Origin of the sequence: Microbacterium sp. 71-23 (assembly GCF_001897265.1) — a bacterium.
Lineage (GTDB): Bacteria > Actinomycetota > Actinomycetes > Actinomycetales > Microbacteriaceae > Microbacterium > Microbacterium ginsengisoli.
The window spans coordinates 91254-117298 of record NZ_MKSL01000035.1; the positions used below are offsets into that span (position 1 = coordinate 91254).

A 26045-nucleotide genomic window follows, 5' to 3' on the forward strand; every position below is an offset into this window, starting at 1 on the left:
GCGAGAGGAGACATCCGGATGCTGCCCCCCGAGGTCATCGCCTCGCTCGCCGAGGAGCTCGCGGTCGCCGACCGCGAGAAGCGTGTCGTGCCGCGCATCACGGCGCGCCACCCCGACGCGACCGTCGAGGACTCGTACGCGATCCAGGGCGTATGGCGCGACCGCAGCCTTGCGGCGGGCCGTCGCCTCGTCGGCCGCAAGATCGGGCTGACGTCGCGGGCGATGCAGCAGGCGACCGGCATCACCGAGCCCGACTACGGAGTGATGTTCGACGACACGGTGTGGGAGAGCGGCGCGACGATCCCGTTCGACGCGTTCTCGAACGTGCGCATCGAGGTCGAGCTGGCGTTCGTGCTGGCCGCCCCTCTCGAGGGTCCGCACTGCTCGGTGTTCGACGTGCTGCGGGCGACCGAGTACGTGACACCGGCACTCGAGGTGCTGAACTCCCACATCGAGCTCGACGGGCGCACGATCGTCGACACCATCAGCGACAACGCCGCCTACGGCGGCATGGTGCTGGGCGGGTCGCCGGTCGCCCCCGACGCTGTCGACCTTCGCTGGATCTCGGCCCTGCTGTACCGCAACGAGACGATCGAGGAGACCGGTGTCGCGGCCGGCATCCTCGGCCACCCCGCCCTCGGGGTGGCGTGGCTCGCGAACAAGCTGCACCAGCACGGCGCCCGGCTCGAGGCGGGGGAGATCATCCTGGCGGGCTCGTTCACCCGCCCGACGTGGATCTCGCGCGGCGACACCGTGCTCGCCGACTACGGACCGCTGGGGGTCATCTCGTGCCGCTTCGCCTGACCCCGACCCTGCGCGATGTGCTCGCGGCGCAGCGCGCCTCTTCGTCGCCGCGCGCACTGGCGGGCATCTGGGCCTGCACCGGCTCGCCGCTCGTCGCCGAGATCTGTGCGGGGTCGGGCCTGGACTGGGTGCTCATCGACATGGAGCACTCCCCCAACGGCCTCGCCGACGTGCTCGCGCAGCTGCAGGCGGTGGCGGCGTACCCCGTGACATCCGTCGTACGGGTGCCGATCGGCGACACCGTCACCATCAAGCAGGTGCTCGATCTCGGCGCGCAGACGGTGCTCGTGCCGATGGTGTCCTCGGCCGCGCAGGCCGCCGAGCTCGTCGCCGATGTGCGCTACCCGCCCCGCGGTCGCCGCGGCGTCGGCTCGGCGCTCGCCCGCTCGGCACGCTGGAACCGCGTCGACGACTATCTCGCCGACGCCGACCGGCACGTCTCGCTGTTCGTGCAGATCGAAACGGCCGAGGGCGTGGCCGCGGCCGCGGAGATCGCCGCGGTCGACGGCGTCGACGGTGTGTTCGTGGGTCCGAGCGACCTGGCGGCATCGATGGGCGTGCTCGGCCAGCAGACGCATCCCGATGTCGTGGCGGCCGTGCACCGGGCGTTCGACGCGGTCCGCGCGGCCGGGAAGCCGGTCGGCGTGAACGCGTTCGACCCGGCTGTCGCCGATGCCTACATCGCCACGGGCGCGTCGTTCGTGCTCGTGGGCGCCGATGTCACCCTGCTCGCCCGCGGTTCCGAGGCCCTCGCCGCCCGCTTCGTGCCGGGCGACGACGCGGCGCCCCGCGCCGGCTACTGACGCGTCGCTGACAGAAAGGGCGGGGGGTGTCGAGAACCCCCGGCGCTCTCGACACCCCCCGCCACCCCGCTACCCCCGGGTCGACGGTCCGCCGCGAATTGACACGAGCGGACTCCTCTGAATATACGAGCGCAGGCGGCCCGAGGGAAGGTGCTTACGTAACGATTCGATCGAGTGCCAGGATGCCCCGCAGCGTGGCACGCAGCCACACCCGGTACGACGACATCTCCCACCCGAGCTGGGCGAACTGGAGGTAGGTCTCCGCCGAGGTCGCGACGGTCACCCGGTCCACGAGATCCGCCGGGGTGTCCGGCCTTCCCGTGAGGCCCCGCACGACAGTGAGGACGTTGTCGCGATGGGCGCGGGCCGCGGCATCCATCTGATCCCGGGCCCGGTCATCGGACGCGGACGCCTGCGCCCACACGATCGCGTAATGCGCGAAGTGCGGCACGGCGGCGCACGCGAGGTCGAGGAAGCGCTCGAGGCGCTCACCGGGGTCGGCGATGGCGGACATGTCGAGCTCGGCGAGCGCGCCGCGCAGGTCGGGGGCGCGGCCGAATGCACCGGCCCTCATCACCGCCATCAGGAGATCGAACTTCGACGAGAACCTCTGGAACACGAGATTCTCGGAGACATCCGCCTCGGCGGCGATCGCGGCGATCGTCGTGCCCGGCCAGCCCCACTCGTCGAAGTGGCGCGCCGCGGCTTCGAGGATCCGTCTGCTGCGCTCTTCGGCTGCCTTGCGCCGGCCCGACGAGTCGTAGGCCCGCTTGGTGGCGACCTCACTCATTACTGCTGTCCTTCCGCCCGCGGCGTGGGACCACTCTGCCACGCGCACCCGGGAGGGAGCCGACCGTAGGGTTGCGTCAGGATGCGACGGCCCGCTCGGCGGCCTCGACGACGTTCGTCAGCAGCAGCGCCACGGTCATCGGTCCCACCCCGCCGGGGTTCGGCGAGAGGAAGCCGGCGACCTCCGCGACCTCCGGGGCGACATCGCCGTAGACGATCGACTTGCCGGTCTCGGGATCCCGCTCGCGGGTGACGCCGACATCGAGCACCGCCGCACCCGGCTTCACATGCTCGGCGCGCACGAGGTGGGCCACGCCCGCCGCGGCGACGATGACGTCGGCCTGCCGCAGGTGCGCTCCGAGGTCCCGCGTGCCGGTGTGGGTGAGGGTCACCGTCGCGTTGATCTCGCGGCGGGTGAGCAGTAGACCGATCGACCGGCCGATCGTGACGCCGCGGCCGACGACCGCGACATCCTTGCCGTTCAGGTCGTAGCCGTTGCGCTGCAGCAGCTCGATGACCGCCCGCGGCGTGCACGGGAGGGGGCTGGTGATCGTGCCGTTGACGTTGAGCACGAGGCGGCCGAGGTTGGTCGGATGCAGCCCGTCGGCGTCCTTCGCGGGGTCGATGCGCTCGAGCACCCGCTCGGTGTCGAGGTGCCCGGGGAGCGGGAGCTGCACGATGTAGCCGTGGCACGCCGGGTCGGCGTTGAGCGCGTCGATCGCCGCTTCCACATCGTCCTGCGTGGCGTCGCCCGGCAGTTCGACGTGGAGTGAGGCCATGCCGATCGCCTCCGCCTCGCGGTGCTTCATGCCGACGTAGAGCTGGGAGGCGGGGTCGGCGCCGACGAGCACGGTCGCGATGCCGGGCACCACGCCCTGCGCGGCGAGCGCGGCCACGCGCACCCGCAGCTCGTCCTTGATGGCGGCGGCGGTGGCCCTGCCGTCGAGTCGTTCTGCTGTCACGGGTCGTCCTTTCGTGGCGCGGGGGCCACAGCCCCCGCGCCCGGAAGCGGATTTACTGCTGCAGGCCGTCGTAGAGCGGGAAGGCCGCGGTGAGGGCAGCGACGCGGGTGCGCAGCGCCTCGAGGTCGGCGCCGGGCACGAGCGCGAGCGCGATGATGTCGGCGACCTCGGTGAACTCGGCGTCGCCGAAGCCGCGGGTCGCGAGCGCCGGGGTGCCGATGCGCAGGCCCGAGGTGACCAGCGGCGGACGCGGGTCGTTGGGCACCGCGTTGCGGTTGACGGTGATGTGGATCTCGTGCAGCAGGTCTTCGGCCTGCTTGCCGTCGAGCTCCGCGTTGCGGAGGTCGACGAGCACGAGGTGCACGTCGGTGCCGCCGGAGCGCACGGTGATGCCGGCGCCGGCGACGTCGGCCTGGCTGAGCCGGTCGGCGATGAGGGCCGCACCGCGCACGGTGCGCTCCTGGCGGTCCTTGAACTCCGGTGTGCCGGCGAGCTTGAACGCGGTGGCCTTCGCGGCGATCACGTGCATGAGCGGGCCGCCCTGCTGGCCCGGGAAGACGGCAGAGTTGATCTTCTTCGCGAGCTCGGCGTCGTTGGTGAGGATGAAGCCCGAGCGGGGGCCGCCGATGGTCTTGTGCACGGTCGAGGAGACGACGTGCGCGTGCGGAACGGGCGAGGGGTGCACGCCCGCGGCGACGAGCCCGGCGAAGTGGGCCATGTCGACCCAGAGGAGTGCGCCGACCTCGTCGGCGATCGCACGGAAGCGCGCGAAGTCGAGGTGGCGGGGGTAGGCGGACCAGCCGGCGATGATGACCTTCGGCTGGTGCTCGACCGCGAGACGGTGCACCTCGTCCATGTCGATGAGCGAGGTCTCCGGGTCGACGCCGTAGGCGACGATGTTGTAGAGGCGGCCCGAGAAGTTGATCTTCATGCCGTGAGTGAGGTGGCCGCCCTGGTCGAGCGAGAGGCCGAGCAGCGTGTCGCCGGGGCGGGCGATCGCGTGCAGCACGGCGGCGTTCGCGGTGGCGCCCGAGTGGGGCTGCACGTTGGCGAACTCGGCACCGAAGAGCGCCTTGGCGCGGGCGATCGCCAGCTCCTCGGCGACGTCGACCTCCTCGCAGCCGCCGTAGTAGCGACGTCCGGGGTAGCCCTCGGCGTACTTGTTGGTCAGCACCGAGCCCTGCGACTGCAGCACCGAGACGGGAACGAAGTTCTCGGAGGCGATCATCTCGAGGTAGCCCTGCTGACGCGCGAGCTCTCGGTCGAGCACCTGCGCGATCTCGGGGTCGACCTCGGCGAGCGGGGCGTTGAAGTACGAATCGGTCATGGCGATCTCCTGACGACGGTTCGGAAAAAAGGGGTTCCGTATCGGCCCAGGCGTGCGGTCGATAACCGTGTCGGTCGCTCCCCGGTGGTGTCCCACCTCAACGCCAGTCGCGACGGGTCGAGCATATCGGATCGGAGGGTCTGGGCGAGGCATCCGTAGTTTGTTAGGGTTCCTTACATGACGAATGCCGCGCTGCTCCCCCGCCCGCTCGTCACCCGGGTCGCCGGCACCGCGCCGTGGCGCGGCGTCGCGGCGCCCGAGCCGGGCGCCCACGGGGTGATCGTCACGCGCCACCCGGGGGCCGCGGAGTCGTACCGGCTCCGGGTCGACGAGTCCGGCATCGAGATCTCCGCCGCCGACGACGCGGGCGTGTTCTACGCCGGTCGCACCCTCGCGCAGCTCGCCACCCGCGACCACGAGGGCTGGGTCGTGCCCGCCATCGAGATCGAGGATGCCCCGCGGTTCCGGCACCGCGGGTTCATGCTCGACGTCGCGCGCCACTTCTTCCCGGTCGAGGTCGTGACGGCCCTCATCGACCGGCTCAGCGACCTGAAGCTCAACGTGCTGCACCTGCATCTGAGCGACGACCAGGGCTGGCGCCTGGCGATGGCGACGCGGCCCCTCCTCACCGAGCGCGCGAGCGCGACAGCGGCCCTCGGCGATGCGGGCGGCTTCTACACGGCCGACGACTACCGCACGATCGTCGCCCACGCGACCTCCCGGCACATGACCGTCGTGCCCGAGATCGACATGCCCGGACATACCCACGCCGTCTCGCTCGCCTACCCCGACATCGCGTGCGACCCCGTACTGAGCCCGCACATCGACGAGGTCGTCGCCGCCTACGGCGGCGGGGTGCCGACACGCGACGAGCCGTACACCGGGTTCGCGGTGGGGTTCTCGTCGCTGCGCACCGACCTCGAGGAGACGTACGACTTCGTGCGCGACGTCGTCGGCGAGCTCGCCGCGCTGACCCCCGGCCCCTACCTGCACCTCGGCGGCGACGAGGCGCTCGGCACCGACCGCGCCGACTTCGACCGATTCGTCGCACGCGCCGCCCGGCTCGTGATCGATGCCGGCAAGATCCCGGTCACCTGGCACGAGGCGGGAACGACGCCCGACCTGCCGGAGGGCACCGTCGGGCAGTACTGGGGCTTTCGCACCCCGATCGAGGGGATGGACGAGAAGGCCCGCGGATTCGTGCGACGCGGGGGCCGCGTCATCCTCTCTCCGGCCGACGCGATCTACCTCGACATGAAGCCCGACGCCGACGAGCCGCTCGGCCTCACCTGGGCTGACGGCCCGACGAGCCTCGAACGCTCGTACGACTGGGACCCGGCGGAGGTCGTCCCCGGCGTCGCCGAAGCGGACATCCTCGGGGTCGAGGCCGCGATGTGGACCGAGACGGTGCGCACCGCCGCCGACATCGACCGCCTCATCTGGCCGCGGCTCGCGTCGGCGGCCGAGAAGGCGTGGTCACCGCGCGGCATCGACGCGGCCGACTTCCACGGGCGGGTCGCGCGCATCGCGTGGCGTCCGCTCGGAGGCGTCTCATGACGAGCACGGTGATCCACTCGGCCCGGCTCGTCACGGCCGGAGTCGAGACCGCCGACGCGTGGGTGCGGTTCGAGGGCGCGCAGGTCGCCGCGATCGGCACCGGCGACGGGTGGGAACCCGCGGACCGGGTGGTCGACGCGACGGATGCCGCCGGCCCCGGTGCCGTGCTCACGCCCGGGTTCCTCGACCTGCACGGGCACGGCGGCGCGGGTCACGCCTACGACGACGGCCCCGACGACGTGCGGGCGGCACGCGCCCTGCACCGTGCGCACGGCACGACCCGGGCGGTGGTCTCCCTCGTGACCGCGCCGCCGCCGCTGCTCGCCCGCCGCGCCGCGATGGTGGCGGAGCTGACCCGCACCGATGCCGACATCCTCGGCTCGCACCTCGAGGGCCCCTTCCTCGCTCCCGCCCGGCGCGGCGCCCACGAAGCGGCCCTCCTCACGCCGCCGACCGCGCATCTGCTCGACGCGTTCCTCGCCGCGGGCGACGACACGATCGTGCAGGTGACGCTCGCCCCCGAACTCCCCGGCGGGCTTGACGCCGTGCGACGCCTCGTGTCAGCGGGGGTCGCGGTCGCCGTCGGACACACCGAGGCCGGGTGGGATGAGGCATCCGCCGCCTTCGACGCCGGCGCGAGCCTCGTCACCCACGCGTTCAACGCCATGCCCGGGCTCGGCCACCGCGCGCCGGGGCCGCTGGGGGCGGCACTGGCCCGCGACGGTGTCACGATCGAGGCGATCGCCGACGGCGTGCACGTGCACCCCGCGCTGATCCGCGTGCTGATGGATGCCGCACCCCGACGCGTCGCGCTCATCACCGACGCGATGGCGGCCGCGGGCTCCGGCGGCGGGCGGTACCTGCTCGGCGCGCTCGACGTCGACGTGACCGACGGCGTCGCACGCCTCGCCGGGGACGGCACGATCGCCGGCTCCACCCTCACGCAGGACGCCGCGCTGCGCACCGCTGTCGCCGCGGGCGTCTCCCTTCCCGTCGCGGTCGAGGCCCTCACCGGGGCGCCCGCCCGCGCGATCGCCCGCGACGACCTCGGCGCGCTCGCACCGGGCCGCCTCGCCGATGCTGTGCTGCTCGATGCGCGCCTCACCGTGCGCGGCGTCTGGACGGCGGGCGCGAATCTAGACTTGACGGCGTGAGTTCTCCGACCGACGCGCCGCTTCCCGCGGGCACCCGCCCCGCCCTGACGCCGCTCGACCTGCTGGCGTTCCTGTGCGAGATCATCGCGTTCGTCGTGCTCGCCTTCTGGGGCTTCGCCGCCTGGCCGTTCCCGTGGAACATCGTCGTCGGCATCGGCGCGCCCGTCGTGGCGATCCTGCTGTGGGCGCTCTTCGTCAGCCCCCGCGCGGTGCTGCGGGTGCACCCGTTCGTGCGCGCCGCCGTCGAGCTGCTCGTCTACGTGAGCGCCACGATCGCCTTCTGGTCGATGGGGCTCGCGTGGGTCGGCCTCGGCTACGGCATCGTCGCGGTGACGGTCGGACTCATCGCGGGCCTGCGGCGCCTGGGATGAGCGCGGCCGACGTCGTCGCCCGGCTGCAGCAGACGCTGCCCGGCCGCGTCGACGTGAGCGTCGCCGCCCGTGAGGCCGCCCGTGCGGACGCGTCGGGCCACGCGGCATCCGCCCCGCCGCTGTGCGTCGTCGAGGCCCGATCGGTCGCCGACGTGCAGCAGGTGCTGCGCATCGCGAGCGCCACCGGCACCCCCGTCGTCACCCGTGGCGCCGGCACGGGTCTCGCGGGCGGCGCGAACGCCGGCGGCGGCGAGATCGCCCTGTCGGTGCGCCACATGGACCGGGTGCTCGAGGTGCGGCCCGACGACCTCATCGCCGTCGTCGAGCCGGGCATCGTCAACGCCGACCTCGACGCCCATCTCGCCCCGTACGGCCTGTGGTGGGCGCCCGACCCGGCCTCCCGCGCGATCTCGACCGTGGGCGGCAACATCGCGACCGGCGCCGGCGGCCTGCTGTGCGCGAAGTACGGCGTCGTGCGCGACGCGGTGCTCGGGGTCGACGCGGTGCTCGCCGACGGCACCCTGCTGCACCTCGGCCACCGCACCGTGAAGGGCGTCACCGGCTACGACCTCACATCGCTGCTCATCGGGTCGGAGGGAACCCTCGGCGTCATCGTCGGCGCGACCCTGAAGCTGCGCCGTCGCGTGCCCGGCGAGGTCTCGACGATCGCGGCGGTGTTCGCCGACGTGCGCACCGCTGCCGCGGCGTCCGCCGCCGTCACGGCCGCCGGAGTGCAGCCCGCCATCATGGAACTGATGGATGCCGCGAGCCTCGCGGCCGTGCACGACCTGCTCGAGCTCGCGCCGCCGCCCGCGGGCGCCGCGCAGCTGACCATCCAGACCGACGGCCCCGCGGCCGCCGCCGAGGCCGCCGAGGTCGCGCAGATCCTCGCGGCGCACGGCGGCGAGGTCGAGGTGACCACCGACGCCGCCCGCGGCGAGGAGCTGCTGCGCATCCGCCGGTCGATGCACCCCGCGATGGCGCGGCTCGGCACGACCCTCATCGAGGATGTCTCGGTGCCCCGCTCGCAGCTGGCGGCGATGTTCGACGAGATCGCGGCCGTCGAGGCGCGCTACGGACTGCGCATCCCCGCGGTCGCGCATGCCGGTGACGGCAACCTGCACCCCAACTTCATCTTCGACGGACCCGAGGTGCCCCCGGCGGTCTGGGAGGCGGCGGACGCGCTGTTCCAGGCGGCGCTGCGGCTCGGCGGCACCCTCACCGGCGAGCACGGCGTCGGCGTGCTGAAGCGCCGGTGGCTGCGCGACGAGCTCGGCGACGCCCAGTGGCAGCTGCAGCAGCGCGTGCGGCAGGCGTTCGATCCGGCCGGCATCCTCAACCCGGGGAAGGTGTTCGAGCCGGCCCCCGAGATCCGGGTGAGCGCCGGCGTCGTGATCGACGAGCACGGCCGGGCGGTCGTGGTGCGCAAGGCCGGTGCGGTCGTGTTCCAGCAGCCGGGCGGGAAGCCCGAGGCCGGCGAGGACGCCACGACGGCGCTCGTGCGGGAGATCGCGGAGGAGATCGGCGTGCACGTCGACCCGGCGCAGGTCGAGCCGCTCGGAGTGTTCCGCGATCTAGCGGCGAACGAGCCCGGCCACACGGTCGTGGCCGACGCGTTCCGGGTGCGGGTGCGCCATGCCGACGTCGCGCGCGGCGGGGAGATCGAGGAGCTGCGCTGGCTGACCGCGGCGGATGCCGCATCCACCCCGCTCGCGAACCTCAGCCGCAATCACCTGCTGCGACTCGCGTGGGAGTGAGCGGCTCCGGTCACAGACCCTGCCAGGCCGGCTTGTTCGCCCAGGCGTAGCGGTAGTAGTCGGCGTCGCCCAGCGCCGACGCCGCGGCCTCGTCGATCACGACCGTGGCGTGCGGGTGCAGCTGGATCGCCGACCCGGGCACCGAGGCCGACAGCGGTCCCTCGACCGCGCCGGCGACCGCCGCCGCCTTGCCCTCGCCGAACGCGAGGAGCACCAGGTGGCGCGCCCGCAGGATCGTGCCGAGTCCCTGCGTGATGCAGTGCATCGGCACGTCGTCCGGGGACGCGAAGAAGCGCGCGTTGTCGCGCCGCGTCTGCGCCGTCAGGGTCTTCACGCGCGTGAGCGAGGCGAACGACGAGCCCGGCTCATTGAAGCCGATGTGCCCGTCGGAGCCGATGCCGAGGATCTGCAGATCCACCCCGCCCGCCTCGGCGATCGCCCGTTCGTAGTCGGCGCCGGCGTGCGCGATGCCCTCGAGCGCCCCGTCGGGCGTGCGCACCCGGTCGGGGTCGAGGCCCAGCGGCTCGACCACCTCGCGCGTGATGACCGCGCGGTACGACTCGGGATGCCCCGGCTCGAGCCCGACGTACTCGTCGAGCGCGAAGCCGCGCACCCGCGACACATCGAGGTCGGCAACGAGCCGCGCGAGGGCGCGGTAGACCGGCAGCGGCGTGGAACCGGTCGCGAGCCCCAGCACCGCGTCGGGCGTGCGGGCGATGAGGGCGGCGATCTCGCGGGCGACGAGGGAGCCCGCGGCATCCGCGTCGGGGAGGATCACGATCTCAGCCATGGGTCATCGTCTTCCGGGTCGCGGCGGCGCCGACGAGCGCCGCACCGAAGGCGGGTGCCGGCGAGGCCGGGGGCAGCAGACGCAGCCGGGCGGGCACGTCGAGGGAACGGAGGAATCCGGATGCCGCGGTGCCCTCGTCGAGCGCCGCCTGCACCGGCACGGTGAGGCGCTCGCGCAGGGCGGTCAGCCCGCCGCCGAGCACGACGGTGTCGACGTCGCACGTCAGCACCAGCAGGCGCACGGCGGCGGCGACGCCGCGCGCGAGGCCGTCGCGCAGCTCGACCGCCCGCGGATCGCCGGCGTCGGCAGCGTCGAACACGTCGCGCACCGGCAGCACGGCCGCGCGCCCCCACCTCTCGGCGATCGCCCCGCCTCCGGCGAGGGCCTCGATGCATCCGCGCTGGCCGCAACGGCACGCGGGCCCGCGCGGATCGATGGACACGTGGCCCACCTCGCCCGCCGCCCCCCGTGCACCGCGCCACAGGTCGCCGTCGACGACGATGCCGGCGGCCACGCCCGTGCCGAGGTTCAGGTAGGCCATGCTGCGGTCGAGCCGTTCGATCGCGTAGGCGCCGAGCGCGGCCGCCTTCACGTCGTTCTCTACCCGCACCGGCGTGCCGAGCACAGACGCGACGACGGATGCCACCTCCAGCCGCTCGAGCCCCAGATTGACCGCGTGCGCGACCCGCTCGCCGCGGTCGTCCACCTGGCCCGGAAGCCCGACCCCCACCGAGGCGAACGACGCGACGGCGACGCCGAGCTCGCCGGCGAGGTCGTGCACCGTGTCGACGATCGTGCGAACGACGCCCTCCGGGCCCACTCGCGTCGGGCGGCGCACCCGCACGACCACCTCCCCGGTCGCGTCGTCGACGGCGACGGCGTCGGTCTTCGTACCGCCGACGTCGAGGCCCACCCTCATGAGGCGCCTCCCCCGCGAGGAGGGGCGCTGCGCGGCATCCGGGTCATCCCTTGACCGCCCCCGACACGAGGCCCGCGGCCATGCGCCGCTGCACGATCAGGAAGAACACGATCACGGGGATCGCCATGAGCGTGGATGCGGCCATCACGACCGACCAGTCGGTCGCCTTCGTGGCCTGCACGAAGCTGCGCAGCCAGATCGGCAGCGTCTGCGATTCGGGGCGGGTCATGATCACGAGCGCGAACACGAACTCGTTCCACGCCTGGATGAACGCGAACACGCCGGTGGCGACGAGTCCCGGGGCGAGCAGGGGGAACGTCACCCGCCAGAACGCGCCGGTACGGCTGCAGCCGTCGATCATCGCCGCCTCCTCGAGGTCGGCGGGGATGCCGGCGACGAACCCCCGCAGGGTCCAGATCGTGAACGGCAGCACGAGCGCGATGTAGACGAGCGACAGCCCGATCATCGTGTTCACGAGGTGCCAGCCGTCGAGCACGCGGAAGGTCGAGATGATCATCGACTCCGCAGGGATCATCTGCACGACGAGCACCGTCACGATGATCGCGGTGCGCCCGCGGAAGCGGAACCGCGACAGCACGATCGCCGCGAGGAAGGCGAAGACGAGGGCGGCGGCGACCGTCACGACCGTCACGACGACGCTCGTGAGCAGGGCCGCGCCGAAGCCGCTGGAGCCGAGCGCGGTGACGTAGTTCTGCACCGTGAACAGGTCGGGCCACAGGTGCGGGGTGTCGCTCTTGATGGCGGACCCCGGCAGCAGCGAGGTGTTGACCATCCAGTAGACGGGGAAGATCGAGCACGCGATCACGACGACCGCGGCGGCGTTCAACAGCACGCGGGAGGTGCGTCGGCGGGCGAGGGCGCTCACGCGCGGTCCTCCTTGAGCATGGAGCGGATGTAGTACGCCGAGAGGGCGAGCATGATGACGACGAGGATGACGCTGATCGCCCCGCCCGCGCCGAGGTCGCCCGAGGCCATCGAGACGCTGTAGATGTAGACGCCGATCGTGTTCGTGTCGGCGCGCACGCCGCCCACCGTCTGCAGGGCGTAGATCTGCGCGAACACGCGCAGATCCCAGATGATCTGCAGGATCAGCAGCACCGTGAGGATCGAGCGGAGGTAGGGGAAGACCACGAGGCGGAACCGCTGGAGCCCGCCGGCCCCGTCGAGCGCGGCCGCCTCGAGCACCTCATCGGGCACCTGGGTGAGACCGGCGTAGACGGTGAAGGCGACGAACGGCACGGCGCCCCACGTGATGATGATGGCGGCGACCGTGAAGAAGCTCACCGGGTCGATCAGCCAGCTGTGGCCCGTCCAGTCCTGGCCCGTCACCCGGGTGAGCACCCAGTTCACGAGACCGTACTGGGTGTCGAAGATCCAGCCCCACACGATCGTGGCGGTGAGGGCCGGCATCGCCCAGGCGAGCAGCAGTGCGACCGAGACGGCGGTGCGCATGACCGCGCGCAGCTTCGTCATGAGCACCGCGATCAGCACGCCGAGGATCATGGTGGCGGTCACGCTCACGACGCACAGCACGACGCTGCGGGCGAGCACGGTCCAGAACTCGGGGTCGCTGAGCACCCGCGCGTAGTTCTCGAGGCCGACGAACAGCGGCGGCTTCCCGAAGATCTGCTCGCGCCCGAACTTCTGGAACGACATCACGATCAGCTGCACCAGCGGCCAGCCGATGAACACGGCCAGCATGATGAACGCCGGCAGCAGCAGCACCCACGGGGTGCGGGAACGGCGGCGCCGGACGGGCGGCGCGGAGCGGGCGGAGCCGCCGGACGCGGCATCCGTCACCGTCGGGGCGAGCTGGGTGGTCATCGCGCGCCTCCTCTCGTCGGGGGTCGGGGGGGGAATCCGGGCAGGGAACGGGGCGCCCCGCGATGCGGGGCGCCCCGGGGTGGGTCATCCGTTGAGGATGCTGTCGATCTGCTGGTCGAGCGCCGTCGCCAGGGTCTTCGCGTCGCCGCCATTGGCCAGCTGCACGAAGAAGTCCTGGAGGATGCCCTTGGCCTCGACGTCCGCCCACTTGGGCGAGGCCGGGGTGAGCTTCGCGTTGGCGGCCGCCGAGGCGATCACCTTCGCGAGCTCGGGCGTGGCCGCGGCGACCTGGCCGCCGAGCGACGTGCGCGCCGGCACGAGCCCCGCCTTGGCGAGCAGGCCCTGGTAGTCGGTGCCGAGCATGATCTCGAGCGCCTTCTTGGCCAGGTCCTGGTGCTGCGACTTCGCGGCGATGCCGATGTTCGAGCCGCCCGCGAAGACGGGGGCGACACCGCCGCCGGCGCCCGGGAGGGCGAAGTAGCCGGTCGTGTTGGCGAGAGCCGTGGGCGCCTTGTTCTCGTCGGCGACGATCGACCAGTACGCCCAGCTGGGGGCGGAGTAGGTCGCGGCCTTCTCGGTGCGGAAGGGCACCCAGCCGTCGGTCTCGTCGCCGTCCTTGGGGGCGAGCGAGGTCTTCATGAGCTCCTGCACCTGCTGGAGGCCCTTCACCGACGCGTCGCTCTCGAACTGGGCGGTCCACTTGCCGCTCGAGTCCTGCGTGGCGATGTCGCCGCCGTTGGCCCAGATGAACGGCAGCGCGTTGTACCAGTCCTTCCCGGGGAAGTACACGCCCGAGACGCCAGGGAGCTTCTGGGCGAGGGTCTGCGCATTCGAGATGTACTGATCGAGCGTCGTCGGCACTGACACGCCCGCCTGCTGGTACTGGGCCGTGTTGTAGAACACGACGCGGGCACCGGAGTAGTACGGGGCGGCGTAGAGCGTGCCGTCGTACGTCCCGGCCTCGACGAAGCCGGGGAGCAGGTCGCTGCCGCCCAGCTGGTCCTTGATGTCGTCGAGCGAGGCGAGGGCGCCGCTCGAGGTGAAGGCGGCGGCCTGGGTGTTGCCCATCTCGACGATGTCGGGGGTGTCGTTCGACGACAGGCTCGTGGTGAGCTTGTCGACGAGGCCCGTCCACTGCTGCTGTTCGATGACGAGCGTCGAACCGGGGTTCTGCGCCTCGAACGTCTTCACGAGGTAATCGCGGGCTTCCTGGGGGGTGTCCGTTCCGACGAGCCAGACGCGGATCTGCGCAGGGCCGCTGGAGGTCGACCCGCCGCTGCCGCTGCCGGCGCAGCCGCTGAGCGCGAGGGCCGCGGCGCCGAGGAGGGCGACCGCTCCGAGGGACTTCTTCATGGGTGTCCTTCTGTGTTCTCTCTGGTGTGGTGGGTGGTGGCGACGGATGCCGCCTGCTTCCTGGTCGACCGCCGGCTACGAGACTCCGAGCCGGGCGGTCAGCACCATGACGGCGGCGCCGCGCAGGACGATGTCCGCGCCTTGCGCCGTCATCCGCACCCGCACGCCCTCATGGAAGGGCGCGAGCGTTCGGGTGCGGAGGGCCTCGGCGGTGGCCTGCGCAAGCACACCGCCGAGGAGTTCAGTGGGGCCGGAGAGCACGATCTCCGACAGGTCGAGCACCCCGACGACGGGGGCGAGCGCGATGCCGAGCCGTTCGCCCGCCTCACGCAGCACGGTGTCGCCCGCGGCCGGGTCGGCGGCGATGCGCGCCTCGATCGCGGGCACGGCAAGCCACGCCTCGAGGCAGCCGACCTTGCCGCACGCGCACACGGGGCCGCCGTCGGTGCCGACGGTGACGTGTCCGAGCTCGCCCGCGGCGAAGCGGGCGCCGCGCATGGGCTGGCCCCCCGCGAGCAGTCCCGAGCCGACACCGCGTCCGACCTTGACCAGCAGCACGTCGTCGCCCGCGCCGCCGAACGTGTACTCAGCGAGCACGGCGGCGTTCGCGTCGTTGGCGACGAGCACGGGCAGGTCGAGGGCGGCGTTCAGGGCGCCCTCGAGGTCGAAGCCGGCCCATCCGAGGTTGGGGGCGGTGAGCACGATGCCGCGGTCGTCGACGACGCCCGGGGTGCCGACGCCGACGCCGAGCACGGGGGCGTGGGCCTCGCCGACGAGCTGGCGGGCGAGGTCGATGACGGTGGGGAGCACCTCGGCGGGGTCGGACGGATGCGGCCGCTCGGCGCGCGCGACGATGTCGCCGTCGAGGGTGAGCACCGCACCGAGGAAGACGTCGGCACCGGAGAGGTCGAGGCCGACGATGCGGTGCCCGTCGCGGTGGATGTCGACGAGGATCGCGGGCTTTCCGGGCCGGGAGTCCTCCCGCACGCCCTTCTCGATCATGAGCCCGTCGCCGATGAGCTCGGCGACGAGGTCGGAGATGGTGACGCGGGTGAGGCCGGTCTCCCGCGAGAGGTCGGCCCGGCTCATCGCGCCCTGGTGGTAGAGCGTCTGGAGGACGAGGGATCGATTGTGGGCGCGCGCGTGCTCGGGGAGCACCTTGACGCCCGACCGGAGGGCACGACCGGGGGCGAAGGCGAGAGCACTTGCTCCCTCGTGCCCGGAGGGGCTGCGCGGGACATCCGTCGTCGTCATGTTTGTTAGTACACCTTACGAACAAACTTGACGCAAGCATTTCCTTCCCGCGCCGCCGACGATTAACACAACCGTTACGTGGCCGTGCCGGCGCCACGGTCCTGTGGGGAACGATGCACACGCTCCCGCGCCAGCCCGTAGCCTGACCCGGTCTGGAGGTCAGAGACATGCCCGCTTCCCCCCGCCGCGGCGCCCGCAACGGCGCGGTCGCCGCACTCCTCCTCGTGGTCGTCCTCCTCGCCGCCGGGTGCACCGGAACCGCGGCGCCCGCCTCTTCCGGCACCGCTGTCGACCAGCCCGGCGACGCGGGCCAATCGACCGCCGAGGCCTGCGCGCTCGTCGCGTCGACGATCGCCGACGTGGGGAGCGGAGTCTCCGAGCAGAGCGACGCGCAGGCCGCGGCATCCGCTCTCGCCGACGCCTCGGCGCGCCTGCGCGACACCCAGCCGCAGATCACGAACGACGCGGTCGCGGCGGCCGTGGTGCCGCTCATCGAGCTCTACGCGTCGGTCGGCGACGCCATGACCGCGATGGCCGCCGGAGACGCGAGCAAGCTCGACGACCTCGCCGGACTCTCCGCCGACATGCAGGGCGCGCTCGGGCGGTTCGGCGAGGTCTGCGGCGTGTCCTGACCCCCTGCCCGGTGTGATGCGAATGTGACCTCACCGGGCATTTCCCCTCCAGCCCCACGCGTACCATGGAGGCACGAATCGCAGGGGGTTGCCGATGTCCAACGAGTCCGCGCACACGCCGGAGCCCGAGTACGCCTGGGCGCCAGCCGAGCCGCCGCGTGCGCGCCGTCGCCTGGGCTGGTGGATCGGTGCGCCGGCCGTCGCGCTCGCCGTCGTCGCGGTCGTCGCCGCATCGCTCGTGCTCATCGCTCCGGGCACCGCCGTCGCCGGTGTCACCGTCGGCGGGATGACGCCGGGGTCCGCCGCCGCCGCCATCACCCAGCGACTCGCCGAGACCACGGTCGACATCACGACGTCGGCGGGCACCGTCTCGGTCACCGGTGCCGATCTGGGCGCGACGGTGAACGCCACCGAGATCGCCTCGTCGGTGTTCGAGACCCGCCCGGCATGGAACGTCACCCAGTGGAACGGCACCCCGGTCGCGGTGAACGTGACCGTCGACGCGGCAGCCGTGCACAAGGTGCTCGCGGCCGCGGCCCCCGACCAGAACACCGAGCCGACCGATGCATCGGTCGGCTTCGACAGCGCATCCGGCGCGTACACCGTGACCCCGGCGGTCGCAGGCTCCGGCCTCGACGCGACCGCCGTGACGGCCGCCCTCGTGAGCGCCTTCACCGACGGTCGCTCAGCGACGACGATCTCGGGCCAGCGCGTGCCGCTCAGCCCCGCGGTGACCACGGATGCCGCCACCGCCGTGGCCTCGAACCTCAACCATGTGCTCTCCACGGCCGGCTTCTACGTCGGCGAGGAGCGCACGGTCCCGCTCGACGCCGCGACGGTCGCCTCGTGGCTGACGGTCAGCGACGCGAACGGCGCCCTCACGGTGACCGCCGACCGCACCGGCATCCAGAAGGCCGTCGACGGACTCGCCGCGGCGGTCGACACCGCGCCCGTGAACGCCAAGATCATCACCGACCTCCAGGGCAAGCAGCTGGGCACCGAGAACGACGGCACGAATGGCCGCTCGATCGGCGACACCACCGGCATCGCCGCAGCCTTCGCGTCGCAGCTCGGGTCGGCCACCACATCCCCCGACGCCGGCGTCTACCGTCTCCAGGTCGCCGAGACCGCGTTCCAGACCGAGACGGTGAGCCGCAACATCGACGTCAACCTGACCACCCTCACCACGACGCTCTACGAGAACGGGCAGGTCGTCGCGAGCTACCCGGTCTCCCCCGGCAAGCCGTCCACGCCGACCTCGACGGGCAACTTCCGTATCTACGCGCACATCGCACTGCAGGACATGGGGTGCACGGCGACCTCGACCTATTGCACCAAGAACGTGCCGTGGGTCTCCTACTACAACGGGGACGAGGCGCTGCACGGCGCCTACTGGCACAACGAGTTCGGCATCCGCGGCGTCAGCCACGGCTGCGTGAACATGCGCATCCCCGACGCGAAGTTCGTCTACACCTGGGCGCCGATCGGCACGCAGGTCAGCGTGCACTACTGAGCCCGGGTCGAACCCCTGTCACGACGAAGGGGCGGATGCTGCGGCATCCGCCCCTTCGTCGTGACGTCTCAGGCGCCCAGGCGCGCCTTGAGGTTCGCGTCGATCGTCGAGAGGAAGTCCTCGGTGGTCTGCCAGGCCTGCTCAGGGCCGACGAGCATCGCGAGGTCCTTGGTCATGGCGCCCGACTCGACCGTGGTGATCACGACGTCCTCGAGGGTGGCCGCGAACTCGATGAGGGGCTGGTTGCCGTCGAGCACGCCACGGTGCTGCAGGCCGCGCGTCCACGCGAAGATCGAGGCGATCGGGTTGGTGGAGGTGGGCTTGCCCTGCTGGTGCTGGCGGTAGTGACGCGTGACGGTGCCGTGCGCGGCCTCCGCCTCGACGATCTTGCCGTCGGGGGTGGTGAGCACGGAGGTCATGAGGCCCAGCGAGCCGAAGCCCTGCGCGACGGTGTCGGACTGCACGTCACCGTCGTAGTTCTTGCACGCCCAGACGTAGCCGCCCTCCCACTTGAGCGAGGAGGCGACCATGTCGTCGATGAGGCGGTGCTCGTAGTGCAGTCCCTCGGCCTCGAACGCCTGCTTGAACTCGGCGTCGTAGACCTCCTGGAACAGGTCCTTGAAGCGGCCGTCGTAGGCCTTCAGGATCGTGTTCTTGGTCGAGAGGTAGACCGGGAACTTGCGCGCGAGACCGTAGTTCAGCGAGGCGCGGGCGAAGTCGCGGATCGACGCGTCGAGGTTGTACTGCACCTGGGCGACGCCGTCGCCGGGCGCCTGGTAGACCTCGAACTTCAGCGGCTCGCTGCCATCCTCGGGCGTGAACTCGACGGTCAGCGTGCCCTTGCCGGCGAAGCGGAAGTCGGTCGCGCGGTACTGGTCGCCGAAGGCGTGGCGGCCGATGATGATCGGCTTGTTCCAGCCCGGCACGAGGCGCGGGATGTTGGAGATGATGATCGGCTCGCGGAAGATCACGCCACCGAGGATGTTGCGGATGGTGCCGTTGGGCGACTTCCACATCTTCTTCAGGCCGAACTCCTCGACGCGGGCCTCGTCGGGGGTGATGGTGGCGCACTTGACGCCCACGCCGTGCTTCTGGATCGCGTGCGCCGCGTCGATCGTGACCTGGTCGTCGGTCGCATCGCGGTGCTCGATGCCGAGGTCGTAGTACTCGAGGTTCACATCGAGGTACGGGTGGATGAGGGAGTCCTTGATGAACTGCCAGATGATGCGGGTCATCTCGTCGCCATCGAGCTCGACGACCGTTCCCTCGACCTTGATCTTCTCCACCGGTGGATCCTCACTTCTCGTGCGCTTCTCAGACCGCGGACCAGCCTATCGCACGGAGAAAGTATCTCGATATCAAGAGAATTCATGGATGCCGCGACCCCCGGTGGCAGCGGCATCCATGGGCTTCTTGTGAGGTTCGCACACAGGCGTTGGGACGCACCCGCACAGGGGCTAGCCTGTGACCATGGCCGACCTCCGTCTGGAAGAGCTCTCCGCCGCCACCATTGTGGCCGTGAACAATCTGTCGCTGAAACCCGGGCAGGAGCAGTTCCTCGCACCGGTGAGCTACGGCATCGCCGCGACCGTCGTGAACCCCACCACCACCTGGCAGCGCGTCGTGCTCGAGGGTGACGATGTGGTCGGTTTCGTGAGCGGCAACTTCGACCCGGACGCCCTCCAGGACCACTTCCGCTCGGTGCTCTGGCGCATCAACGTCGACGCCGACGACCAGGGCAAGGGCATCGGGCGGTTCGCCGTCGACGGCCTGCTCGCCGAGGCGCGCACGCGCGGCTCGAGCCGTCTCACCGTCATCTACGAGCCGGGCGACGGCGGCCCCGAGGCCTTCTTCCGCCGCGTCGGCTTCACCCCCGTGGGCGAGACCGAGTTCGGCGAGACGATCGCCGAGATCTCGCTCTGATCGGGCGGATGCCGCGGCATCCCCCTTTCTCCCCTCTCCCCCCTCTCTCCCTTCCTCCCCCACTTCCGCCGAATCCACACGACCCCGCCGAATCCACGCGTCATGCCCGCGCGGGAGGCGTGGATTCGACGCGCGCGGGTGGATTCGACGGCGTCGAAGAGGCGCACCCGCCGGCGTGCGCGACGTCATTTGTTGGCAATCTCGACAAAAGACTTGCGCGAAGTCCTCCGCTCTGAATAGTCTCCCTGTCGAGGCGCCGATCGAAGCGCTTCGAAGTCCTGACGATGGAGCAGAGATGGCGACGATCGACGACGTGGCGCGAGCCGCGGGCGTGTCCATCAGCACCGTCTCCTACGCCCTGAGCGGCAAGCGGCCCGTCGCGGTCGACACCCGGCGGCGCATCCAGGCCGCGATCGACGAACTCGGCTACCGCCCCAATGCCGGAGCCCGCATGCTCGCCGGCCGACGCACGCGCATCTTCGCACTCACCGAGCCGCTGCGCCTGGACACCCACGCGCCCACCCACATGGCGTTCGTGCTGGCCACCGCGATCGCGGCGCGGAAGGTCGACTACGACGTGCTGCTGCTCACCGACGCCGAGACCACCACGGGGATGCAGCGGGTCGCCGACAGCGCGCTCGCGGACGCGGTTCTGGTGCTCGACGTCGCGCCCGACGACGACCGGGTCGCGCTGGCGCGCCGAATCCCGGTGCCGAGCGTCTTCATCGGCGTACCCGACGACCACGACGGACTCGTCTGCGTCGACTTGGACTTCGAGGCCGCGACCATCGAGGCGGTCGACCGTCTCGCGGCCCTCGGCCACCGGCGCATCGGCATGCTGGGGCATCCCGAAGTCTCGTACGACCGGTCGAACTTCCCTCCCCGCGTGCGCGAGGCCTTCCGGCGTCGCGCCGACGACCATGGGATCGCGCACGACTTCCGCCACACCGGTGTGGGCGCGACCTCCACTTCGGCGGTCCGCCAGGGCATCTCCGAGATGCTCGACGCCGGGGCGACGGCCATCCTCCTGCACTGCTCCGACACCTGCCACGCGATCGCACTCGCCGCGCTCGACGCGCGCGGCCTCGACGTTCCCACCGACATCTCCCTGATTTCGGTCGGATCCTCCTTCGACACGGCGACGCTCACCACGCCGATCGACGCCCTCCCGCTGATTCCGGAGGAGTCCTGCGAGCGCGCGGTCGCGCTCGCGATGGCCTGCCTCGACGACGGGCGCTGTGCACCCGGCGTCCACCTCATCCCGCCGACCTATCGATCTCACGCCTCGATCGCCCCACCCCCGGCCGCCGCTCGTCGCGCGGGATGACGCCGCTCCGCCGAGCTGTGGCATCCGCGTTATCGAAGCGCTTCGACTCATCGTCCCTTCCACACACACCCGACCGATGACGGTCACCGAGAAAGGAGTGCCAACGATGGCACGCAGATCACACCTCACCGCGAAGCGGGCGGCCGCGGCCGTCGGCCTCGTCATGGCCGCCGGGCTCGTGCTCGCCGGCTGCTCCGGCGCCGGAAGCTCCGCCGCCACCGACTCGTCCAACACGCTCAAGCTCTGGGACTACGAGAGCGCGGACAGCGCGATGGGCAAGGGCTGGGCCGAGGCCGTGAAGATCTTCGAACAGGAGACCGGCGCCAAGGTCGAGTACGAGTCGAAGAGCTTCGAGCAGATTCGCTCCACGGCGAGCCAGGTGCTCAACTCCGACGAGGCTCCGGACGTCATGGAGTACAACAAGGGCAACGCCACCGCCGGCCTGCTCGCGAGCCAGGGACTGCTCACCGACATCTCCGGTGCGGTGAGCCAGTACGGCTGGGACAAGAAGCTCGCGTCGTCGCTGCAGACCACCGCCAAGTACGACGACAAGGGCATCATGGGCGGCGACAAGTGGTACGGCGTGCCCAACTACGGCGAGTTCGTCACCGTGTACTACAACAAGCAAATGTTCGCCGACGCCGGCCTGCAGGTGCCCACCACCTACGACGACTTCGTGAAGGTGCTCGACGCCTTCGTGGCCAAGGGCATCACCCCCCTCGCCGAGGCCGGTGCCGAATACCCGCTCGGCCAGCTCTGGTACCAGCTCGCCCTCAGCAAGGCCGACCGCAACTGGGTCAACGACTACCAGCTCTACAAGTCGCCCGTGGACTGGCAGGGCACGCAGATCAGCTACGCCACCGACACCCTCAAGCAGTACGTCGACAAGGGCTACATCTCCAAGGACGTCGCCGGGATGAAGGCGGAGGACGCCGGCACGGCGTTCATCGCCGGCAAGTACCCGATCTTCGTCTCCGGCAGCTGGTGGTACGGCCGCTTCACCTCGGAGATCAAGAACTACGACTGGGGCATCTTCCCCTTCCCCGGCTCCGACCTCAGCCTCGGATCCTCTGGCAACCTCTGGGTGGTTCCCGCGAACGCGAAGAACAAGGACCTCGCCTACAAGTTCATCGACATCACCATGCGCCCCGAGATCCAGGCGATCATCGGCAACAACGGTGGCGTCCCCGTTGCGGCGAACCCCTCGGACATCACCGACGCAAAGAGCAAAGAGCTGATCTCGGCGTTCAACGCGATCACCGCCAAGGACGGGCTCGCGTTCTATCCCGACTGGCCGACGCCGACCTTCTACGACACCCTCGTCGCCCAGCTGCAGAACCTGGTCAACGGGACGGATCCGTCGAAGGTGCAGTCCGCTCTCGGCAGCGAGTACGAGACGTACGCCTCGACGATGCGCTGACACCCCGGGGCGGGGCCGGTTCACCGGCCCCGCCCCCACCGACCCGAACCGCGAGAGACCCACCATGACCAGTGTTCCCTTCGTCCGGCGCGCCCGCGCTCGACGCCTTCCTCCCGACGAACCGCTCATCCCGCAGCGGGGCCGTGCCGGACGCGGTGCGTACTGGCTCTACCTCGTCCCCGGGCTCGTGCTCCTCACGGCGGTGATCATCATCCCGCTCGCCTGGAACGTCTACCTGAGCTTCACGACGTGGCGGGGGATCAAGCCCCCCGTGTGGGTGGGCCTCGCCAACTGGACGCGGCTGCTCGGCGATGAGAAGTTCTGGACGTCGTTCGGGAACAGCATCTGGATGATCGTCGCGATGGTCGTGCTCCCGACGATCATCGGGCTGGTGCTGGCGGCGTTGCTCTTCGACGTCATCGGGCGCAAGTTCGGCGGTCGACTCGCGAGCTTCCTGCGGGCCACCTACTACCTCCCGCAGATCCTGCCGGTCGCCATCGCCGGCATCGTGATCGGCTGGGTGCTGCGTCCGCAGGACGGCGCCCTGAACTCGCTGCTCGAGGCCGTGGGCCTCGGCGGCCTGACCCACGACTGGCTCGGCAGCCCCGACACGGCGCTGTGGGCCATCATGGCGGTGCTCGTCTGGGTGCAGATCGGCTACCCGGTCGTCGTGTTCATGGCGGCCCTCCAGCGCGTGGACCCCGAGCTGTACGAGGCTGCCGAGCTCGACGGCGCGAACTGGTTCCAGCGCTTCCGCGCGATCACCGTGAGCATCATCCGACCGGAGATCTACGTGGTCGCCCTCACCTGCACGATCGCCGCACTGAAGGTGTTCGGGCCCGTGTACGTGCTCACCCGCGGCGGGCCTGGAACGGCGACCATCGTGCCGTCGTACTACTCGTACAGCCAGTTCTTCCAGGCGCAGCAGGTCGGCTACGGCGCGACCATCGCCACCGCGCTCACCATCGTCATCGCGATCGTCGCGGTGCTGTTCATCCGGGCGCAGAACGCGTCCGAGCGCAAGGAACGGGCGGGACTCTGATGGCCGACACCATGACTCTCACGACGGGACGCACGGCGACCCGCCCGAGCCGTCGCCCTCGGCGCGCCAACCGTGCGCGCGGCGTCGACTGGCTGATGCTCGCGTTCGCGATCGTCGCGGCGCTGCTCATCATCGCGCCGTTCTACCTGATCCTCGTGAACTCGTTCAAGACGCCCGCCGATTACTCCAACGGCGGACCGCTCGCGTTCCCGACGCACATCTCGTTCGACGGTCTCGCCGCGTTCTGGCAGCGCGTGGACTTCCCGCAGAAGGTGTGGAACTCCGTGTTCATCTCCGGCATGGTCGCCGTGCTGGCCGTGCTGATCTCGGTGCTCAACGCCTTCGCGATCGGCATCGGCCGCGTGCGCGGACGCACGTGGATCGTGCTGCTGTTCCTCCTGGCCAACCTGCTGCCGCAAGAGGCGCTCCTCTACCCGCTGTACTACATGGCCAAGGCGGTGGGGCTGTACAACAACGTCTGGTCGGTCATCATCATCTTCACCGTGATCCAGGCGGCGTTCGGCACCTACCTCCTGTCCGCGGTCTACGGCACCTTCCCCAAGGAAGTGCTCGAGGCCGCCGCGATGGACGGCGCCAGCCGGTGGCAGATCCTGTGGCGGGTCGTGTTCCCGATCAGCCGACCGACCCTGTCGGTGCTGCTCATCTTCTTCTTCATCTGGACGTGGAACGAGTTCCTCATCCCGCTCACATTCCTGGTGTCGAACGCGAACCAGACGGTGCCGGTCGCGATCAGCGTGCTGCAGGGCGATCGATTGATGGATGTCACCACGACGAGCGCGTCCGCACTGCTCGGCATCATCCCCACCCTCCTCTTCTTCCTCATCTTCCAGCGCACACTCACGCGCGGCATCACCGCAGGAGCAGTCAAGTAATGAAGTTCACCGACGGGTTCTGGCAGATGCGACCGGGAGTCGCTGCGCTCTACGCCCAGGAGGCCTATGAGATCGACCGCCGCGAGGACGGGGTCGACGGCGAAGCGCTCACCGTGCTCGCCCCGACCAAGGTGATCGAGCGGCGCGGCGATGTGCTGAACCGCCCGACGCTCACGGTGTCGCTCTCGTCGCCGCTGGAGGGGGTCGTGCGCGTGCGCGTCGAACACCACCGCGGCACGCCCGCGACGCCGGGCTTCCCGCTCCCGGGAGCGGGGCGCGCCGGCGCCGCACACCTCACCGAAGACGGGGGCGAGCTGGTCACCGGCGACCTGCGGGCCCGGGTCGGGAGGGGTGCGTGGGATCTCTCGTTCGAGCTCGCCGGGCGCCGCCTGACCGGCAGCGGACATCGATCCCTGGCCTGGGTGCACACCGCGGCGGATGCCTCGATCGACCCGGGTCCCGTGGACGGGGCCGCCGCCGAGACCGGCGTGCCGCGTCGGCGTCACTTCATGCACGCGCAGCTCGACCTCGGCGTCGGCGAGCTCGTCTACGGCCTCGGCGAGCGCTTCGGGCCGCTCGTGAAGAACGGGCAGACGGTCGACATCTGGAACGCCGACGGCGGGACATCCAGCGAACAGGCCTATAAGAACGTACCGTTCTACCTGAGCTCGGCCGGATACGGGGTCTTCGTGAACGACCCGGGTCACGTGTCCTTCGAGGTCGGCAGCGAGGCCGTCGAGCGCGTGCAGTTCTCGGTATCGGGTGAGGCGATCGAGTTCTTCGTGATCGCGGGGCCTACCCCCGCACAGGTTCTCGAACGGTACACCGCACTGACCGGCCGCCCGCCGATCGTTCCGGCATGGTCGTACGGCCTGTGGCTGTCGACATCCTTCACGACCGACTACGACGAGGCAACGGTCACGTCGTTCGTCGACGAGATGGCGCGGCGCGAGCTTCCCATCTCGGTCTTCCACTTCGACTGCTTCTGGATGCGCGAGTTCACCTGGTGCGACTTCCGGTGGGACGAGAGGGTGTTCCCCGATCCCGAGGGGATGCTGCGGCGACTCCACGACCGCGACCTCAAGGTGTGCGTGTGGATCAACCCCTACATCGCGCAGCACTCGGAGCTGTTCGAGGAGGGTGCTGCGCGGGGATTCCTCGTGCGCCGCCACGACGGCTCGGTGTGGCAGTGGGACATGTGGCAGGCCGGCATGGGGCTCGTCGACTTCACGAATCCCGACGCCGTCGCCTGGTACCAGTCGAAGCTCGAGGTGCTCCTCGGGCAGGGCGTCGACTGCGTGAAGACCGACTTCGGTGAGCGCATCCCGACGGATGTCGCGTGGTTCGACGGATCCGATCCGGAGCGCATGCACAACCTCTACGCCCAGCTGTACAACCGCGCCGTGCACGACGTGCTCGTGCGCGTACGGGGAGAGGGCGAGGCGGTGCTGTTCGCCCGGTCGGGAACAGCCGGCGGCCAGACGATGCCCGTGCACTGGGGCGGCGACAACACCTCGAGCTTCGTCTCGATGGCAGAGACGCTGCGCGGCGGCCTGTCGCTCGCGCTCAGCGGGTACGCGCACTGGAGCCATGACATCGGCGGGTTCGAA

The 26045-nt window shown here is 70.9% G+C and carries 24 protein-coding genes, 1 pseudogene and 1 riboswitch; of the genes and pseudogenes, 15 read left to right on the forward strand and 10 right to left on the reverse strand.

Annotated elements, in window-relative coordinates; genetic code table 11:
• Positions 1-18: 18 nt before the first annotated feature.
• Positions 19-804, forward strand: a complete 786-nt coding sequence (gene hpaH / locus BGO15_RS11055; RefSeq protein WP_045248198.1) for a 2-oxo-hept-4-ene-1,7-dioate hydratase — start codon at positions 19-21, stop codon at positions 802-804.
• Positions 789-1607 (forward strand): aldolase/citrate lyase family protein, encoded by an 819-nt coding sequence (locus BGO15_RS11060; protein ID WP_056207874.1) that lies wholly within the window; start codon positions 789-791, stop codon positions 1605-1607. The genes hpaH and BGO15_RS11060 overlap by 16 nt, the downstream gene beginning before the upstream one ends.
• Positions 1608-1761: 154 nt before the next feature.
• On the opposite strand, the gene BGO15_RS11065 is transcribed toward BGO15_RS11060, so the two are convergent.
• From BGO15_RS11065 to glyA, 3 genes are all read right to left on the reverse strand, one after another.
• Positions 1762-2397, reverse strand: coding sequence for a TetR/AcrR family transcriptional regulator (locus tag BGO15_RS11065; RefSeq protein WP_048809480.1), 636 nt, complete (start codon positions 2395-2397; stop codon positions 1762-1764).
• 76 nt (positions 2398-2473) lie between these two features.
• Positions 2474-3358, reverse strand: a complete 885-nt coding sequence (locus BGO15_RS11070; protein ID WP_056518640.1) for a bifunctional methylenetetrahydrofolate dehydrogenase/methenyltetrahydrofolate cyclohydrolase — start codon at positions 3356-3358, stop codon at positions 2474-2476.
• A gap of 52 nt (positions 3359-3410) precedes the next feature.
• The gene (glyA, locus tag BGO15_RS11075) at positions 3411-4685 is read right to left on the reverse strand and encodes a serine hydroxymethyltransferase (RefSeq protein ID WP_056207872.1); all 1275 of its coding nucleotides are present in this window, start codon (positions 4683-4685) and stop codon (positions 3411-3413) included.
• Positions 4686-4722: 37 nt separating this feature from the next.
• Positions 4723-4806, reverse strand: a riboswitch (ZMP/ZTP riboswitch).
• A 56-nt stretch (positions 4807-4862) separates the two neighbouring features.
• Between glyA and BGO15_RS11080 the strand changes: the two genes are divergently transcribed.
• The 5 genes and pseudogenes from BGO15_RS11080 (at position 4863) to BGO15_RS11100 (ending at position 9524) form a co-directional block, all read left to right on the forward strand.
• A complete protein-coding gene (locus BGO15_RS11080; RefSeq protein WP_056518638.1) occupies positions 4863-6242 on the forward strand; it encodes a beta-N-acetylhexosaminidase in 1380 nt (459 codons plus the stop codon).
• The gene (gene nagA, locus BGO15_RS11085) at positions 6239-7396 is read left to right on the forward strand and encodes an N-acetylglucosamine-6-phosphate deacetylase (RefSeq protein ID WP_056518636.1); all 1158 of its coding nucleotides are present in this window, start codon (positions 6239-6241) and stop codon (positions 7394-7396) included. Before BGO15_RS11080 ends, nagA begins: the two co-directional genes overlap by 4 nt.
• Entirely contained in the window at positions 7393-7767 is a 375-nt protein-coding gene (locus BGO15_RS11090) for a YrdB family protein (protein WP_045245874.1), read from the forward strand. Before nagA ends, BGO15_RS11090 begins: the two co-directional genes overlap by 4 nt.
• A pseudogene (locus tag BGO15_RS11095) lies at positions 7764-9128 on the forward strand (FAD-binding oxidoreductase); the annotation flags it as partial. The gene BGO15_RS11090 and the pseudogene BGO15_RS11095, both read left to right, overlap by 4 nt.
• Before the next feature lie 30 nt (positions 9129-9158).
• Positions 9159-9524: an NUDIX hydrolase gene (locus tag BGO15_RS11100; protein WP_273189867.1), complete on the forward strand. Its 366-nt coding sequence runs from the start codon at positions 9159-9161 to the stop codon at positions 9522-9524.
• Between the two features lie 10 nt (positions 9525-9534).
• On the opposite strand, the gene BGO15_RS11105 is transcribed toward BGO15_RS11100, so the two are convergent.
• From BGO15_RS11105 to BGO15_RS11130, 6 genes are all read right to left on the reverse strand, one after another.
• Positions 9535-10314 (reverse strand): glucosamine-6-phosphate deaminase, encoded by a 780-nt coding sequence (locus BGO15_RS11105; RefSeq protein WP_056207866.1) that lies wholly within the window; start codon positions 10312-10314, stop codon positions 9535-9537.
• Positions 10307-11233, reverse strand: coding sequence for an ROK family protein (locus tag BGO15_RS11110; RefSeq protein WP_056207864.1), 927 nt, complete (start codon positions 11231-11233; stop codon positions 10307-10309). Before BGO15_RS11110 ends, BGO15_RS11105 begins: the two co-directional genes overlap by 8 nt.
• Before the next feature lie 43 nt (positions 11234-11276).
• Entirely contained in the window at positions 11277-12119 is an 843-nt protein-coding gene (locus tag BGO15_RS11115) for a carbohydrate ABC transporter permease (RefSeq protein WP_056518634.1), read from the reverse strand.
• Positions 12116-13078, reverse strand: a complete 963-nt coding sequence (locus tag BGO15_RS11120; RefSeq protein ID WP_056207862.1) for a carbohydrate ABC transporter permease — start codon at positions 13076-13078, stop codon at positions 12116-12118. Before BGO15_RS11120 ends, BGO15_RS11115 begins: the two co-directional genes overlap by 4 nt.
• An 84-nt stretch (positions 13079-13162) precedes the next feature.
• Complete coding sequence (locus tag BGO15_RS11125; RefSeq protein WP_056207861.1) at positions 13163-14431, reverse strand: extracellular solute-binding protein; 1269 nt, start codon at positions 14429-14431, stop codon at positions 13163-13165.
• Between the two features lie 75 nt (positions 14432-14506).
• Complete coding sequence (locus tag BGO15_RS11130; RefSeq protein WP_056207859.1) at positions 14507-15685, reverse strand: ROK family transcriptional regulator; 1179 nt, start codon at positions 15683-15685, stop codon at positions 14507-14509.
• Positions 15686-15852: 167 nt separating this feature from the next.
• Between BGO15_RS11130 and BGO15_RS11135 the strand changes: the two genes are divergently transcribed.
• Both BGO15_RS11135 and BGO15_RS11140 read left to right on the forward strand, forming a co-directional pair.
• Positions 15853-16317 (forward strand): hypothetical protein, encoded by a 465-nt coding sequence (locus tag BGO15_RS11135; protein ID WP_056207857.1) that lies wholly within the window; start codon positions 15853-15855, stop codon positions 16315-16317.
• A 94-nt stretch (positions 16318-16411) separates the two neighbouring features.
• Complete coding sequence (locus BGO15_RS11140) at positions 16412-17830, forward strand: L,D-transpeptidase family protein (protein ID WP_056518632.1); 1419 nt, start codon at positions 16412-16414, stop codon at positions 17828-17830.
• Between the two features lie 68 nt (positions 17831-17898).
• Here the strand turns inward: BGO15_RS11140 and BGO15_RS11145 are convergent, their stop codons facing one another.
• Entirely contained in the window at positions 17899-19116 is a 1218-nt protein-coding gene (locus BGO15_RS11145) for an NADP-dependent isocitrate dehydrogenase (protein ID WP_045245731.1), read from the reverse strand.
• Positions 19117-19300: 184 nt separating this feature from the next.
• On the opposite strand from BGO15_RS11145, the gene BGO15_RS11150 reads away from it, so the two are divergent.
• The 6 genes from BGO15_RS11150 to yicI form a co-directional block, all read left to right on the forward strand.
• Complete coding sequence (locus tag BGO15_RS11150; protein ID WP_056207851.1) at positions 19301-19753, forward strand: GNAT family N-acetyltransferase; 453 nt, start codon at positions 19301-19303, stop codon at positions 19751-19753.
• A 295-nt stretch (positions 19754-20048) separates the two neighbouring features.
• Entirely contained in the window at positions 20049-21080 is a 1032-nt protein-coding gene (locus BGO15_RS11155) for a LacI family DNA-binding transcriptional regulator (protein WP_056207848.1), read from the forward strand.
• A gap of 106 nt (positions 21081-21186) precedes the next feature.
• Entirely contained in the window at positions 21187-22500 is a 1314-nt protein-coding gene (locus BGO15_RS11160; protein WP_137878699.1) for an ABC transporter substrate-binding protein, read from the forward strand.
• Between the two features lie 64 nt (positions 22501-22564).
• Positions 22565-23542, forward strand: coding sequence for a carbohydrate ABC transporter permease (locus BGO15_RS11165; protein WP_045245917.1), 978 nt, complete (start codon positions 22565-22567; stop codon positions 23540-23542).
• Positions 23543-23553: 11 nt separating this feature from the next.
• The gene (locus BGO15_RS11170) at positions 23554-24435 is read left to right on the forward strand and encodes a carbohydrate ABC transporter permease (RefSeq protein ID WP_286748296.1); all 882 of its coding nucleotides are present in this window, start codon (positions 23554-23556) and stop codon (positions 24433-24435) included.
• Positions 24435-26045, forward strand: a 1611-nt coding sequence (gene yicI, locus BGO15_RS11175) for an alpha-xylosidase (RefSeq protein WP_286748298.1), incomplete at its 3' end; no start/stop codon positions are given. The genes BGO15_RS11170 and yicI, both read left to right, overlap by 1 nt.

Bases quoted from the DNA above. Each gene is read 5' to 3' on its own strand.
- hpaH (WP_045248198.1), top strand. From the start codon at position 19: ATGCTGCCCCCCGAGGTCATCGCCTCGCTCGCCGAGGAGCTCGCGGTC.
- BGO15_RS11065 (WP_048809480.1), bottom strand. From the start codon at position 2,397: ATGAGTGAGGTCGCCACCAAGCGGGCCTACGACTCGTCGGGCCGGCGC.
- glyA (WP_056207872.1), bottom strand. From the start codon at position 4,685: ATGACCGATTCGTACTTCAACGCCCCGCTCGCCGAGGTCGACCCCGAG.
- BGO15_RS11080 (WP_056518638.1), top strand. From the start codon at position 4,863: ATGACGAATGCCGCGCTGCTCCCCCGCCCGCTCGTCACCCGGGTCGCC.
- nagA (WP_056518636.1), top strand. From the start codon at position 6,239: ATGACGAGCACGGTGATCCACTCGGCCCGGCTCGTCACGGCCGGAGTC.
- BGO15_RS11105 (WP_056207866.1), bottom strand. From the start codon at position 10,314: ATGGCTGAGATCGTGATCCTCCCCGACGCGGATGCCGCGGGCTCCCTC.
- BGO15_RS11110 (WP_056207864.1), bottom strand. From the start codon at position 11,233: ATGAGGGTGGGCCTCGACGTCGGCGGTACGAAGACCGACGCCGTCGCC.
- BGO15_RS11120 (WP_056207862.1), bottom strand. From the start codon at position 13,078: ATGACCACCCAGCTCGCCCCGACGGTGACGGATGCCGCGTCCGGCGGC.
- BGO15_RS11125 (WP_056207861.1), bottom strand. From the start codon at position 14,431: ATGAAGAAGTCCCTCGGAGCGGTCGCCCTCCTCGGCGCCGCGGCCCTC.
- BGO15_RS11130 (WP_056207859.1), bottom strand. From the start codon at position 15,685: ATGACGACGACGGATGTCCCGCGCAGCCCCTCCGGGCACGAGGGAGCA.
- BGO15_RS11135 (WP_056207857.1), top strand. From the start codon at position 15,853: ATGCCCGCTTCCCCCCGCCGCGGCGCCCGCAACGGCGCGGTCGCCGCA.
- BGO15_RS11140 (WP_056518632.1), top strand. From the start codon at position 16,412: ATGTCCAACGAGTCCGCGCACACGCCGGAGCCCGAGTACGCCTGGGCG.
- BGO15_RS11150 (WP_056207851.1), top strand. From the start codon at position 19,301: ATGGCCGACCTCCGTCTGGAAGAGCTCTCCGCCGCCACCATTGTGGCC.
- BGO15_RS11155 (WP_056207848.1), top strand. From the start codon at position 20,049: ATGGCGACGATCGACGACGTGGCGCGAGCCGCGGGCGTGTCCATCAGC.
- BGO15_RS11160 (WP_137878699.1), top strand. From the start codon at position 21,187: ATGGCACGCAGATCACACCTCACCGCGAAGCGGGCGGCCGCGGCCGTC.
- BGO15_RS11165 (WP_045245917.1), top strand. From the start codon at position 22,565: ATGACCAGTGTTCCCTTCGTCCGGCGCGCCCGCGCTCGACGCCTTCCT.
- BGO15_RS11170 (WP_286748296.1), top strand. From the start codon at position 23,554: ATGACTCTCACGACGGGACGCACGGCGACCCGCCCGAGCCGTCGCCCT.